Genomic DNA, 14000 nt, shown 5'->3' on the forward strand with positions numbered 1-14000 from the left:
CGCGCGGGCGGGCAGCGCGCGGGCGCGCGAGGACGCGTCAGCGGGCGCGGAGCCAGGCGGTCGTGTCCGCGGGCAGCTCCGGGCCGACCGGGGCGTCGCCCGGCAGGCCCGAGGCGAGCAGCACCTCGGCGCCGTCCGGCAGGGGCACCGGGGCCGGGCCGAGGTTCGCGACGACGAGCACGTCCCCGTTGCGCACCGCGATCACGTGGTCCTGGCCGTCGTACGCCGGCTCCCACGCCGCCCCGCCCGTCCCGAGGCCCTCCGCGCGACGCAGCCGCAGCGCCGCCCGGTAGAGCTCGAGCGTGGAGCCCGGGACGCCGTCCTGGGCGTCCGCCGCGTACGCCGCCCACGACGCCGGCTGCGGCAGCCAGGTGTCGCCGCTGGCCGAGTACCCGAACCCGGGCTCGTGCGCGGCCCAGGGCAGCGGCACGCGGCAGCCGTCCCGGCCGAGCTCGGCGCCGCCCGTCCGGACGTACGCCGGGTCCTGCCGCAGTGCGTCGTCGAGCGCGGTGTGCTCGGGCAGGCCGAGCTCCTCGCCCTGGTACAGGTAGGCCGAGCCGGGCAGCCCGAGCAGCAGCAGGGTCGCCGCCCGGCCGCGCCGCAGGCCGAGCTCCTCGTCCGGCTGCTGGTCCGCGGCGCCGATCCCGTTGGGCCGCGAGGTGGGGTCCGGCAGGCCGAGGCGGGAGTGGTGCCGCACGACGTCGTGGTTGGACAGCACCCACGTGGTGGGGGCGCCGACCGAGTCGTTCACCGCGTAGGACGCCGCGATGACCCGTCGCAGCGCCGGCGCGTCCCAGCCCGTCGCGAGGAACGCGAAGTTGAACGCCTGGTGCATCTCGTCGGGCCGCACGTACCGGGCCAGGCGGGACAGCGGCTCGACCCAGGCCTCGGCGACGAGCATCCGGTCGCCGTCGTACTCGTCGAGGACCCGCCGCCAGGCCCGGTAGATCTCGTGCACGCCGTCCTGGTCGAACATGGGGCCCTGGTTGCCGGAGCCGCTGACGGCGTCGGCGGCGTCGCCGTCGTCGCTGCCCTCGATCATCGACACGTGCCCGTCCCAGTCGGGCAGGCCGTCGGCCTTGACCATGCCGTGCGCGACGTCGACGCGGAACCCGTCGACCCCGCGGTCCAGCCAGAACCGCAGCACGTCCTCGAACTCGGCGCGGACCTCGGGGTTCGTCCAGTCCAGGTCCGGCTGCTTGGAGTCGAACAGGTGCAGGTACCACTGGCCGTCGTCGACGCCGTGCCGCTCGGGGGTGAGCCGGGTCCAGGCGGGGCCGCCGAAGATGGAGTCCCAGTTGTTCGGCGGCAGCGAGCCGTCGGCGCCGCGCCCGTCGCGGAACAGGTAGCGCGCGCGCTCGGGCGACCCGGGGGGCGTGCGCAGCGCCTCGGCGAACCAGGCGTGCTCGTCGGAGGTGTGGTTCGGCACCAGGTCGACGACGACGCGCAGCCCGAGGTCGTGCGCGCGGGCGAGCAGCGCGTCGAAGTCGGCGAGCGTGCCGAACAGCGGGTCGACGTCCCGGTAGTCGGCGACGTCGTAGCCGGCGTCCGCCTGCGGGGAGCGGTAGAACGGCGACAGCCACACGGCGTCGACGCCGAGGGTGGCCAGGTGGTCGAGGCGCGCGGTGATGCCGGGCAGGTCGCCGATGCCGTCGCCGTTCCCGTCGGCGAACGAGCGGGGGTACACCTGGTAGATCACGGCGTCGCGCCACCAGGGGCCGTCGGCGGCGTCGGGGTGGTGGACCACGGCGGGGGCGGTCAGGGCCTGGGGGAGGACAGCGGTCACGGCGGGGCCTTCGGGGTCGCGGGCGGGTGCGGGAACGGGGTGCGGGGACGGGGTGCGGGTCGGCGCGGGCGCGCCGGCCGCGCGGCGGGGCGGTCGGGTCGGACGGTCAGGCGCTCGCGCCGGGCTCGCGCGGCGCGGCACCGGTGGATCCCCGGACGATCAGCTCGGGGTGGATGAGCAGCTCGGCCCGCGGGGCGGGCGTGCCGGCGATCTCGCTCATGAGCGCCTGGACGGCGGCCTGGGCCATGGTCTGCACCGGCTGGCGCACGGTCGTGAGCGGCGGGTCGGTGAACCCGATGAGGGGGGAGTCGTCGTAGCCGACCACCGACACGTCCCCGGGCACGTCCAGACCCCGGGACCGCGCGGCGCGGATGGCGCCCAGGGCCATGAGGTCCGAGCCGCAGATGATCGCGGTGTGCCCGGAGTCGAGCAGCTCGTGCGCCGCCTGGACGCCGCCCTCGACGGTGAACAGCGTGGCGACGACGTGGCCGGCGGGGTCGTCGACCCCGAGCCGGTCGCGCAGCAGCTCGGCGAACCGCGCGTGCTTGCGTCGCGCCGGGACGAACCGGGTGGGTCCGGTGGCCAGGCCGATGGAGCGGTGCCCGAGCGCGAGCAGGTGGGTGAAGGCCTGCTCGACGGCCACCGCGTCGTCGGTGGCGACGGCGGGGGCGTCCACGTCGGCGGCGCGCCCGTTGACCAGCACGATGGGCAGGCCGCGGCCCCGCAGCGCGTGGTAGCGCTCGGTCGAGGCCGTGGTGTCCGCGTGCAGGCCGGAGACGAACACGATGCCGGCCACGTCGTGGTCCAGGAGGATCTCGACGTAGTGGTCCTCCGTGGTGCCGCCCGGTGACTGCGTGCAGAGCAGGGGGGTGTACCCGCGCCGCGTGAGCATCGACTCGACGGCCTGCGCCATGGCCGGGAACACCGGGTTGGACAGCTCGGGGACGACCAGGCCGACGAGGCCGCTGGACCGGGTCCGCAGCTTCTCGGGGCGCTCGTAGCCGAGGACGTCGAGGGCGGCCAGGACCGCCTCCCGCGCCTGCGTCGAGACCCCGGGCTTCCCGTTGAGGACGCGCGAGACCGTCGCGGTGGAGACCCCCGCCTGGTCGGCGAGGTCCGTCAGGCGGGTGCGCACGGTGGCGAGCGTAAGGGACACCGGGCCTCCTCGTCCTGGGTCGTTCACGTGCAGGGCTGAGCCCGGGCCGGCGCCGTCCTCGGAGCGGGCGGTCGTCACTGTACGCACGTTCTGAAACTTGCTGCAAGGCCTTGCGGAGCGACTCGGATCAGCGTTAGCGTCCAGCCCCGTCAAGCCGTGGCCGGCGCAGCTGCCCGCCCGGCAACCTTCCTGCGATACGGAGACGACGATGCGACGGAGCATCCCCGTGCTGGCGACCGCCCTGGGCCTGTCCCTGGTGCTCGCCGGCTGCTCGGGCGGCGGCGACGAGCCCGCCAGCGGCGACGAGTCCACCCAGCCGGCCGAGTCCGCCGGCACCCTCACCGTCTGGGTCGACGACACCCGGTCCGGTCCGGTCAAGGAGGTCGCGCAGACCTTCGAGGCCGACACCGGCGTGACCGTGAAGTTCGTCCAGAAGGACTTCGGCGACATCCGCGACGACTTCATCTCGCAGGTGCCGACCGGCCAGGGCCCGGACATCATCGTCGGCGCGCACGACTGGCTCGGGAAGCTCGTGCAGAACGGCGTCGTCGCCCCGATCGAGCTGGGGGACAAGGCCGGTGACTTCCTCGACGTCGCCATCGACGCGATGAGCTACGAGGGCACGCTGTACGGCCTGCCGTACTCGGTGGAGAACATCGGCCTGGTGCGCAACAACGCGCTGGTGAGCGAGCCGACGCCGGACACGTTCGACGCCCTGGTCGAGCAGGCCAAGGCCGTCGGCACGGAGCACTCGGTCCTCATCCAGCAGGACGAGACCACCGGCGACCCGTACCACCTGTACCCGCTGCAGACCTCGTTCGGCGCTCCCGTGTTCGCCACGGACGACTCCGGCGCGTACGACGGCTCGCAGCTCGCGATGGACACCGAGCAGGGCCGGGCGTTCGCGGCGTACGTCGGCAAGCTCGGCGCCGAGGGCGTGCTCAAGACGACGGTCTCCGGCGACATCGCCAAGGAGGCGTTCCTGGCCGGCCAGGCGCCGTACATGATCACCGGCCCGTGGAACGTCGGCGACTTCGTGGACGCCGGCATGGACGTGTCCATCGAGCCGATCCCGTCGGCCGGCGGCCAGGAGTCGCAGCCGTTCGTCGGCGTGCAGGGCTTCTTCATCTCGGCCAAGAGCGAGAACGCGCTGCTCGCCAACGAGTTCGTCGTGAACTACCTCGGCACGCAGGACGTCCAGCTCGCGCTCTACGAGGCCGGCGGCCGCGCCCCGGCGCTCAGCGCGGCGGTCGACCAGATCGCCGACGACCCGGTCGTCGCGGGCTTCGCCGAGGTCGGTAGGAACGGCGTGCCGATGCCGTCCATCCCGGCGATGGACTCCGTCTGGTCCGACTGGGGCGCCACGCAGGTGGCGATCGTCAACCAGCAGGGCGACCCGGGCGAGCTGTGGACGCAGATGTGCGCGTCCATCGCCTCCAAGATCGCCGCGGCCTGACCGGCCCCGCCGGGCGGGCGGTGCGCCGCCCGCCCGGCACCCCCTCGTCGGACCCCCTCAGCGTGGAGAGAGCATGAGCCGCACGACGACGCCCCCCGCGGCGTCCCCCCGTTCCCGGACGACCCGCGGACCGTCCCACGGCCCCGCCGGCCCGGACGGGCCCCGGGGCCCGCGGACCTGGATCGGCGCCCAGACGTTCTCGGCCGGCTTCGTGGTCAAGCTCGTGCTCGTGGGCCTGGTCGACGCGCTGGGCGTCTACGGCGTCCTCGCGTCGGCCGCCCAGCAGCAGTGGGGCGTCCTGGCGTTCCTGGTCGCGGCGCTGCTCGTCGTCAACCTCGTCTACTTCTCGCGGCGCGCCGTCCCCGGCAAGTACCTGGTGCCCGGCCTGGTGTTCCTGCTCGTCTACCAGGTGTTCGTCGTGGCGTACACGGGCTGGACGGCGTTCACGAACTACGGCGACGGCCACAACTCGACCCGCGAGGACGCCGTCGAGGCGATCCTCGTGCAGGACGAGGCCCGCGTCCCGGACTCGCCCACCTACGCCCTGTCCGTCGTCACGCGCGGCGACGAGCTGGCCTTCGCGGTCGTCGACCCCGAGGGGGACCCGCTGGTCGGCGCGGCCGAGCAGCCGCTCGAGCCGGCCGAGGGCGCCGACGTCGAGGGCGGCCGGGTGGTCGCGCTCGACGGCTACGACGTGCTCGACTTCGCGCAGGTCGTGGCGCGGCAGTCCGACGTCTTCGCCATGCGGGTGCCGCTGTCGGACGACCCGAACGACGGCAGCCTGCGCACCACCGACGGGTCGGCCGGCTACGTGTACGCCTCCACGATGGTCTACGACGAGGCCGCCGGGACGATCACGGACACGACGACCGGCACCGTGTACACGGCCGACGAGACCGAGGGGTCCTTCGTCGCGGACGACGGCACCGCGCTGGGCACCGGCTGGCGGGTGTTCGTCGGGCTCGACAACTTCACCCGCGTGCTGGGCGACGCCTCGCTGCGCGGCCCGTTCGTCGGCGTTCTGCTGTGGACGTTCGGGTTCGCGATCGGCTCGGTCGTCCTGACCTTCGGCCTCGGGCTGTTCCTCGCCATCACCCTCAACGACTGGCGGGTGCGGGGGCGGACGGTCTACCGGTCGCTGCTGATCCTGCCGTACGCGTTCCCGGCGTTCCTGTCCGCCCTGGTGTGGCGCGGCATGCTCAACCGGGACTTCGGGTTCGTGAACCAGACGCTGCTCGGCGGCGCGGAGATCCCGTGGCTGACGGACCCGGTGCTGGCCAAGGTCGCGGTGCTGACCGTCAACCTGTGGCTCGGCTTCCCGTACATGTTCCTCATCTGCACCGGGGCGCTGCAGTCCATCCCGCAGGAGGTCTACGAGGCCGGCCGGCTCGACGGCGCGAAGCCGTGGCGGATGTTCCGGTCGCTGACGATGCCGCTGCTGCTGGTGTCCACCGCGCCGCTGCTCATCTCGAGCTTCGCCTTCAACTTCAACAACTTCAACGTCGTCTACCTGACCACCGAGGGCGGGCCGCAGGACCTGTCCGCGCCGGTGGACGTCGGGGCGAGCGACATCCTCATCACCTTCGTCTACAAGATCGCGTTCGGCGGCGTGAACCGGCAGTACGGCCTGGCCTGCGCGATCTCGATCCTCATCTTCCTGATCGTCGCGACCATCTCCGCGATCAGCTTCCGCAAGACCCGCGCGCTCGAGGAGCTGGGCTGACATGGCCACCGACCAGACCACCGCCGTCCGCGGCTCCCGCGGCTCCCGCACCGCCCCCGACGCGCCCCGGCGCCTGTCCCCGCGCCGCTGGTGGCGCGAGGTCGGCTGGCGGCACGTCGTCGCCCTCGTGGCGCTCGTGTTCGCGATCTTCCCGATCCTCTACATCGTCTCGTCGTCGCTGAACCCCAGCGGGTCGCTCACCGGGTCGAACCGGCTGTTCGGCACGGTGGCGGTCGACAACTACGTCGACCTGTTCACCGACCCCGTCCACCCGTACGCGAAGTGGTTCGTCAACACCCTCGTCATCGCGGGCGTCACGGCGGTCGGCACCGTGTTCCTCGGGGCGTGCGCGGCGTACGCGTTCTCGCGGTTCCGGTTCCGGGGGCGCCGCGGCGGGCTGCTGTCGCTGCTGCTGATCCAGATGTTCCCGCAGCTGCTGGCGTACGTGGCGATCTTCCTGCTCATGGTCATGCTGCGGGACCTGTTCCCCGCCATCGGCCTGGGCAGCCGGCTCGGCCTGATCCTCGTCTACCTGGGCGGGGCGCTCGGGGTGAACACGTACCTCATGTACGGGTTCTTCAACACGGTCCCGCGCGAGCTGGACGAGGCCGCGACCCTGGACGGCGCGAGCCACGCGCAGACGTTCTTCACGATCATCCTGCGGCTCGTCGCGCCGATCCTCGCGGTGGTCGGCCTGCTGTCGTTCGTCGGCACGTTCTCCGACTTCCTCATCGCGTCGATCGTGCTCGTCGACCCGGACAAGCAGACGCTGGCGGTCGGCCTCTACCAGTACGTCAGCCAGCGGTTCTCGGAGTACTGGGGCGTGTTCGCCGCGGGGGCCGTGCTGGCCGCCGTGCCCGTGATCCTGCTGTTCCAGTTCCTCCAGCGCTACATCGTGTCCGGCCTCACCGCCGGCTCCGTGAAGGGATGAGCATGGCCACCACGACCACCGTCCCGTCGCCGGCCCGTCGCCGCGACGCCCGGCCGGCGGGCCACCTGCTGGACGTCCCGCACCACGACGGCAGCGAGCTGTTCGCCCCGCAGGAGGTCCCGGCGCTGGGCGACGTCGTCCCGGTGCGGCTGCGGGTGCCCGCCGGCACGCCCGAGCGCGGCGTGTGGGTGCGCACCGTCCGGGACGCCGAGCCGCACATCGTGCCCGCGCGCCTCGACCGCGAGGAGGGCGGCGAGCGCTGGTACGTCGCCGAGGTGCCGGTGCACAACCCGGTCACGTCGTACCGCTGGCTGCTCGACGAGCCCGGGGGCTACCGCTGGCTGACCGGGCGGGGGGCGTTCGACCGGGACGTCACCGACGCGGGCGACTTCCGGCTGACCGTGCACCCCGGCGCGCCCGCGTGGGTGTCGGACGCGGTGGTCTACCAGATCTTCCCGGACCGGTTCGCGCGGTCCGGGACCGAGCGGGCGCTGCCCGACTGGGCCGTGCCCGCGGCGTGGGACGAGGAGCCGGTCGGTCGCGGCCCGGTCACGCCGGTGCAGCTCTACGGCGGCGACCTGCTGGGCGTCGAGCAGCGCCTCGACCACCTGCAGCGGCTCGGCGTCGACACCGTGTACCTGACGCCCGTGTTCCCGTCCCGGTCGAACCACCGGTACGACGCGTCGACGTTCGGGCACGTGGACCCGCTGCTGGGCGGCGACGAGGCGCTGGCCTCGCTGAGCAGGGCGCTGCACGGCCGGGGGATGCGGCTGGTCGGCGACCTCACGACGAACCACACCGGCGACGCCCACGAGTGGTTCCGGCGGGCCTGCGCAGACCCCGGGGCCCCGGAGCGGGAGTTCTACTACTGGGACGACTCGGAGCGCGGGTACGCGGCCTGGCTCGACGTGCCGTCGCTGCCCAAGCTGTCCTACCGGTCCCGCGAGCTGGCCCGCCGCCTGGTGGACGGCCCGGACTCCGTGATCGCCCGGTGGCTGGCCGAGCCGTACGCCCTCGACGGCTGGCGCATCGACGTCGCGAACATGACCGGCCGGTTCGGCGGGGACGACTTCGCGCACGCCGTCGCCCGGGCCGTGCGCGCCACGATGGCGGCCGCCAACCCCGACGCGGTGCTGGTCAGCGAGCACTTCCACGACGCCGGCGGCGACCTCACGGGCGCCGGCTGGCACGCCAACATGAACTACGGGGCGTTCACCAAGCCGGTGTGGACGTGGCTGGTGGACCCGGCCACCACGCTCGACTTCCTCGGCATCCCGACGACGATCCCGCGCCGCACCGGGCCGTCCGCGGTCGCGACGATGCGGGAGTTCGACTCCACCGTGCCGTGGCGGGTGACGCGCTCGCAGTGGAACATGCTCGGCTCGCACGACACGCCGCGGCTGCGGACGGTGGTCGGCAGCAGCGAGCTGGTCGAGGTCGCTGCGGGGCTGCTGTTCACCTACCCGGGGACCCCGGCGCTGTTCGCGGGCGACGAGGGCGGGCTGACCGGCTGGAACGGCGAGAACGCCCGCGTGCCCATGCCCTGGGACGCCATCGAGGGCCGCGACCCCGGCCGTGGTCCCCGGTGGGACGCCGCGACGTTCGACGTCTACCGGCGCCTCATCGCCCTGCGCCGGTCCAGCCGCGCGCTGCGCGAGGGCGGCCTGCGCTGGGCCGTCGTCGAGGACGACGCCGTCGCGTACCTGCGGGAGACCGCGGACGAGCGGGTGCTGGTGCTCGCGGCGCGTGCGCCCTGGCGCGGGGCGACCCTGCCCGGGCGCCTCGCGTCCGGCGCGGAGAACCTCTACGGCGGCGCCGACCTGCGCGTCGACGCCGACGGGCTGCACCTGCCCGGCGACGGTCCGGGCGTGCAGGTCTGGCGGCTGGCGTGACCCCGGACCCGGGCGCCGGCCCCGTCGTCACGCCCGAGCGGCTGGTCGACGACCTGCGGGCGCTCGGGGTCCGGCCCGGGGGCGTGCTGCTGGCGCACGTCAGCCTGTCCTCGCTCGGGCGGGTCGTCGGGGGCGCCGAGGCGGTGGCGCTCGCGCTCGAGACCGCGCTCGGACCGGACGGCACGCTCGTGGTGCCGACCCAGAGCTGGCAGCTCTGCGACCCGGCGTACCTGGCGGACCCGGGCGTGCCGCGCGCCGCCTGGGAGGCGGTCCGTGCGGCGCTGCCGCCGTACGACCCGCGGACCACGCCGAGCCGGTCGATGGGCGCCGTCGCGGAGGCCGTGCGCACCCGGCCCGGCACGCTGCGGTCCGGGCACCCGCACCGGTCGTTCGCCGCGCGCGGGCCGCTGGCCGCCGAGGTCGTCGCGCGCCACGACCTGGACGACCCGGTCGGGGAGGGGTCGCCGCTGCAGGCCGTCCACCGGCGCGACGGCCAGGTGCTGCTGCTCGGGGTGGACCACGACAAGAACACCTCGCTGCACCTCGCGGAGGCGCGCTCCGGCACGGCGACCGCCCGCGTCCCGAACGCGGCCCCGCTGCTCGAGCGGGGCCGCCGGGTGTGGGTGCCGTTCACCGAGCCCGTGGTGGACGACAGCGACTTCGTCGCGGCCGGGCGGGACTTCGCGGCGGCCGGGGGCGAGCGCACCGGTGCCGTCGGCCGGGCCACGGCGAGGCTCATGGACCAGCGGGCGCTCGTCGCCCACGCGGCCGCCTGGTTCGCGCGCACCCGGCCGGCGCGTGCGGGCGGGGCCGACGGCGTGGGACCGGGTGCCGGGCGAGGCTGACGCGCCCGCCGGGACGCCGCCCGCCCGGGGTGCCGCCCGCCCGCGCCGCCGCCCGCGCGGGGCGCCGCCCGCCCGGGGCCCGGCCTCTCGCGGCCGCTCGATAGGCTGGGCCCGTGACCCCTGACCAGCCCGACGGCTACGTGGACGCCGACCGGGAGCGGTGGGTCGCCGAGGCGCCCAAGTCGCGGTCCCGCACGCCGTTCGAGCGCGACCGCGCCCGCCTGGTGCACTCCTCGGCGCTGCGCCGGCTCGGCGCGAAGACGCAGGTCCTCGGCCCCTCGACCGACGACTTCGTGCGGACCCGCCTGACGCACACCCTGGAGGTCGCGCAGGTCGGGCGCGAGATCGGCAAGACGCTCGGGTGCGACCCGGACGTCGTCGACACCGCGTGCCTCGCGCACGACCTCGGGCACCCGCCGTTCGGGCACAACGGCGAGCGGGCGCTCGCGCACCTGGCGCGCGACATCGGCGGGTTCGAGGGCAACGCCCAGACGCTGCGGCTGCTGACCCGGCTCGAGCCGAAGGTCGTGGCGGACGGCGTCGCGGTGGGGCTCAACCTCACGCGCGCGAGCCTCGACGCCTCGGTGAAGTACCCGTGGGGCCTGGGGGAGGGCCCGCTGTCGGCGACCGGCCGCCCCACGCACAAGTTCGGCGTCTACGCGGACGACCTGCCGGTGTTCACGTGGCTGCGCGACGGCGCACCCGAGCAGCGCAAGTGCCTCGAGGCGCAGGTCATGGACCTCGCGGACGACATCTCCTACTCCGTGCACGACGTCGAGGACGCCGTGGTCGGCGGGCGGTTCGACCTCGCGGTGCTCACCGTCCCGGACGAGCGCGCCCGCGTCGCCGAGTCCGTCCGCACCTGGTACGGCGACGCGATCGACGCCGCCGGCCTGGAGGCCGCGATGGACCGGCTGGTCGCCGCCGACCTGTGGCGCCCCGGGTTCGACGGCTCCCGCGGCGCGCTCGCGGCGCTCAAGGACACCACGAGCCAGCTCATCGGGCGCTTCGCGCGCGCCGCCCAGCTCGCGACGCGGGAGGTCTACGGGCCGGGCCCGCTGACCCGCTACGCCGCGGACCTCATCGTCCCCGACACGACGACGGCCGAGATCCTGGTGCTCAAGGGCCTCGCCGTGACCTACGTGATGGCGCCGCGCGAGCTCGAGCCGCTGTACCAGCGGCAGCGGGAGATCCTCGCGGACCTGGTGCACGTGCTGTCCGAGCGCGCGCCGCTCGCGCTCGAGCCCCCGTTCGCCGCGGACTGGAAGGCGGCCCCCGACGACGCCGCCCGGCTCCGCGTCGTCGTCGACCAGGTCGCCTCGCTCACCGACGTGTCCGCCGCGGCCTGGCACGCGCGCCTCGCGCCGCCCCCGCGGTACTGACGCGGCGGACGCAACCTCCGGGGCCCGTCGTGCGTGTACCTGGTGTGACAGCGACGACGACCCTCCCCGACGAGGACAGCGGGGCGCCGGACCCGGTGACCCTGGTGCTGCCCGTGGTGCGGGCCGGTGCCGGGGAGCGCGGAGAGCGCGACGCGGAGTTCGCGGCGTTCATGGCCGACGCCGCGCCGGCGCTCGCCCGGACCGCGTGGCTCCTGTGCGGCGACGTGCACCAGGCGGACGAGCTCGTGCAGCAGGCGCTCGTGCGTACCTACCTGGCGTGGGGCCGGGCGCGGGAGCGCGACCCGCTGGCCTACGCGCGGCGCGTGCTGGCGAACCTCCGGATCGACGGGTGGCGGCGCCGGCGGCGCGAGGTGCTCGTGGAGCCGGGCGACCTGCCGCACGGGGAGGTGCCGGGCAGCGACGAGCGGCTGGCCGAGCGGGACCGGCTGGTCCGGGCGCTCGCGACGCTGAGCACCCGGCAGCGCCGCGTCGTCGTCCTCCGGCACCTGGAGGGGCTGTCCGAGTCCGAGGTGGCCGACGACCTGGGCGTGTCCGTCGGCACCGTGAAGTCCACGGCCTCCCGGGCGCTCGCGCGGCTGCGCGTGACCCTGGGCGAGGCCGGCCCCACCGACGTGAGGAGCGCGCGATGACCACCGACGAGGAGTTCGCCCGCGAGCTGCGCGAGCGCGCGCTGGCCGCCGCGCCCCCGTCCGCCGTCGACCTGGACGCGGTGATCCCGCGGGCCCGGCGGCGCCGCGCCCGCGGCCGGGCCGCCGGTGCCGGGGCGCTCGCGCTGGTCGCGGTGACGGGCGTGGTCGCGGCGCAGGCGTGGGCCGGGGGGCCGGGAGGCGGTGCCTCCGACGTCGGCCCCGCGGGCACCGGCTCGCTCGGCCGCACCGCGACGGTGGCGCCGACGGACGGCGCGTCGCTCGAGGCGGAGGCCGAGGCGGCACGTCGGGCCGCCGAGGCCGCGGCGCGGGAGGCGGCGTCCGGTCCGGCCGCCACCGACGCGGCCGGCACGGACGGGGCCGGGACGATCGAGCCCGGGTCCGGCACCGCGCAGGGGGCGGCGCCGTACTGGTACGTGCTCATGGAGAGCCCGGCGGCGGACGGCGGCACCGAGCGCACCGAGACGTGGCGCAGCCGCGAGCTGCCCGGACTCATCGTGTCGGACGGCGACCTGACGGCGCCGGCCGCGATGGGGCCGACGAACGTGGTCGGGCGGTTCCGGATCGACGGCGTCTGGGTCGACATGCTGCGCGACCCGGCGCTGCTGCCGACGGACGCCGGCGCGCTCGGGCAGGTGCTGCGGGACTCCGTCGAGCCCGACCGCGGGGGAGAGGGCAGCGACGACGACAAGGTGTTCGGCATGGTCCAGGACCTGCTGCGTGACGGCGGCATCCTGCCCACGGACCTGCTCCGGGCGGCGGTCGGGGTGGCCGGCGGCCTGCCCGGCGCGACGGTGGCGGACGGCACGGACGACCGCGGCCGCCCGGGCACGGTCGTCGAGTACCGCCCGTCGACGGGCGGCACCGAGCGGCTGGTGGTCGACCCCGCCACGGGCCTCCCGCTCCAGGTCGGCGACGCGGTGTACCTCGAGCAGCACTCGGCCGAGGACACGCCGGTGGAGCCGACGCTGGAGATGGCGGGGTGCGGCGAGAGCTGGGAGACCTGCTGACGCGGCCGTACCGCGGCGAGGCGCGGCACCGCGGGTGAACCGCCGAGTTTCACCCGTCCGCGGCGGTCGCGTGATCCTCACGGGTGAGGCCGCCCGCCCGATCAGGGAGGGTGAGCCCGAGAGGGGCCCGCGCCGCGGGTCGCAGGGGGAGGGCCGAGCCTCTGGAGCCGCACCGTGACTGCTGAGACCCGGGCCGCTGCCCCGACGTCCCCGTCCTCCCCGTCCGACCCGTCCCCGGGCCGCCGCGCGCTCGCCGGCCGCCGGCTGCCGCTCGCCACGCAGATCATCGGCGTCGCGGCCGTCGCCGTCGTGTTCTCGCTGGCGGTCGGCGGCTTCGCCGTGGCGCAGATGTCGCAGATCCGGTCGATGACCAGCGCGATGTCGACGGCGGACGCGACCGTCAACGGCGCGCTGTCGCGGTTCCAGGCCGCCCTGTGGAACGTCCGCATGCTCACCGGCATGGTCGCGACGTACCCGGCGGGGTCGAAGGACGGCGAGATCCAGAAGATCGAGGACGGGTACGGCGCGGTCGAGGCGGCGGCGGACGACCTGGAGCAGGCGTACCGGACCTCCTTCGGGACCGTGCCCGCCGGCTGGGACGAGTACACCACCGCGTGGGTCGAGTACCGGCAGATGCTGGAGACCGAGCTGATGCCGCTGGCCGAGGCGGACGACCACGCCGGGTTCGCCGAGCTGCGCGACGGCGGTGCCGGTGCCAAGGGCACGGCGCTCGTCGAGAGCGTCTCGACCGTGCAGGACGAGATCGCGGCGACGATCGCGAGCGAGGCCGACGACGTGGCGGCCCGGACCGCGCAGGCCATCGTCGTGACGTGGATCGGGCTGGGTGTCGGCGCCGTGGCGGCGATCGCGGTGGCGGTGCTGATCGCCCGGCGGATCCGCGCGGCTGCCGCGGCGGTGCGCACCTCGCTGGTGGCCATGGCGGACGGCGACCTGACGGTGCCCGCGGACGTGTCGTCGCAGGACGAGATCGGCGACATGGCGCGCGCGCTCGGCGAGGCTCAGGTCGCGCTGCGGGCGACGGTCGGCGGGGTGCGCGACTCGGCGCAGGCGGTCGCCGCGGCGGCGGAGGAGCTCTCGGCGGCGTCCAGCCAGGTCTCCGCGGGCGCCGACGAGACGTCCGCGCAGGCGGG

The 14000-nt window shown here is 75.2% G+C and carries 11 protein-coding genes; 9 read left to right on the forward strand and 2 right to left on the reverse strand.

Features of this window, described 5'->3' with window-relative positions; all coding sequences use genetic code 11:
- Positions 1–37: 37 nt before the first annotated feature.
- Both AAHH18_RS17470 and AAHH18_RS17475 read right to left on the reverse strand, forming a co-directional pair.
- On the reverse strand, positions 38–1786 hold the full coding sequence (locus tag AAHH18_RS17470) for a glycoside hydrolase family 13 protein (protein ID WP_459349169.1): 1749 nt from the start codon (positions 1784–1786) through the stop codon (positions 38–40).
- 106 nt (positions 1787–1892) lie between these two features.
- Positions 1893–2942: a LacI family DNA-binding transcriptional regulator gene (locus tag AAHH18_RS17475; protein ID WP_343302489.1), complete on the reverse strand. Its 1050-nt coding sequence runs from the start codon at positions 2940–2942 to the stop codon at positions 1893–1895.
- Positions 2943–3150: 208 nt separating this feature from the next.
- Between AAHH18_RS17475 and AAHH18_RS17480 the strand changes: the two genes are divergently transcribed.
- The 9 genes from AAHH18_RS17480 to AAHH18_RS17520 all read left to right on the forward strand — a co-directional run.
- On the forward strand, positions 3151–4398 hold the full coding sequence (locus AAHH18_RS17480) for a sugar ABC transporter substrate-binding protein (RefSeq protein WP_343302490.1): 1248 nt from the start codon (positions 3151–3153) through the stop codon (positions 4396–4398).
- 73 nt (positions 4399–4471) lie between these two features.
- The gene (locus tag AAHH18_RS17485; protein ID WP_283319926.1) at positions 4472–6121 is read left to right on the forward strand and encodes an ABC transporter permease subunit; all 1650 of its coding nucleotides are present in this window, start codon (positions 4472–4474) and stop codon (positions 6119–6121) included.
- Between the two features lies 1 nt (position 6122).
- Positions 6123–7052 carry a sugar ABC transporter permease gene (locus AAHH18_RS17490; RefSeq protein ID WP_343302491.1) on the forward strand — a complete coding sequence of 310 codons (930 nt, stop codon included), beginning with the start codon at positions 6123–6125 and terminating at the stop codon, positions 7050–7052.
- Positions 7053–7054: 2 nt separating this feature from the next.
- A complete protein-coding gene (locus AAHH18_RS17495) occupies positions 7055–8944 on the forward strand; it encodes a glycoside hydrolase family 13 protein (RefSeq protein ID WP_343302492.1) in 1890 nt (629 codons plus the stop codon).
- Positions 8941–9789 (forward strand): AAC(3) family N-acetyltransferase, encoded by an 849-nt coding sequence (locus AAHH18_RS17500; RefSeq protein ID WP_343302493.1) that lies wholly within the window; start codon positions 8941–8943, stop codon positions 9787–9789. Before AAHH18_RS17495 ends, AAHH18_RS17500 begins: the two co-directional genes overlap by 4 nt.
- A 113-nt stretch (positions 9790–9902) precedes the next feature.
- Positions 9903–11171: a deoxyguanosinetriphosphate triphosphohydrolase gene (locus AAHH18_RS17505; RefSeq protein ID WP_283319930.1), complete on the forward strand. Its 1269-nt coding sequence runs from the start codon at positions 9903–9905 to the stop codon at positions 11169–11171.
- Positions 11172–11215: 44 nt separating this feature from the next.
- Complete coding sequence (locus AAHH18_RS17510) at positions 11216–11821, forward strand: SigE family RNA polymerase sigma factor (RefSeq protein ID WP_459349170.1); 606 nt, start codon at positions 11216–11218, stop codon at positions 11819–11821.
- A complete protein-coding gene (locus AAHH18_RS17515) occupies positions 11818–12849 on the forward strand; it encodes a hypothetical protein (RefSeq protein ID WP_343302494.1) in 1032 nt (343 codons plus the stop codon). The genes AAHH18_RS17510 and AAHH18_RS17515 overlap by 4 nt, the downstream gene beginning before the upstream one ends.
- Before the next feature lie 174 nt (positions 12850–13023).
- Positions 13024–14000 (forward strand): HAMP domain-containing protein (locus tag AAHH18_RS17520; protein ID WP_343302495.1); only part of this gene is annotated, 977 nt, incomplete at its 3' end.

The organism is Cellulomonas olei, from assembly GCF_039548315.1.
GTDB lineage: Bacteria > Actinomycetota > Actinomycetes > Actinomycetales > Cellulomonadaceae > Cellulomonas.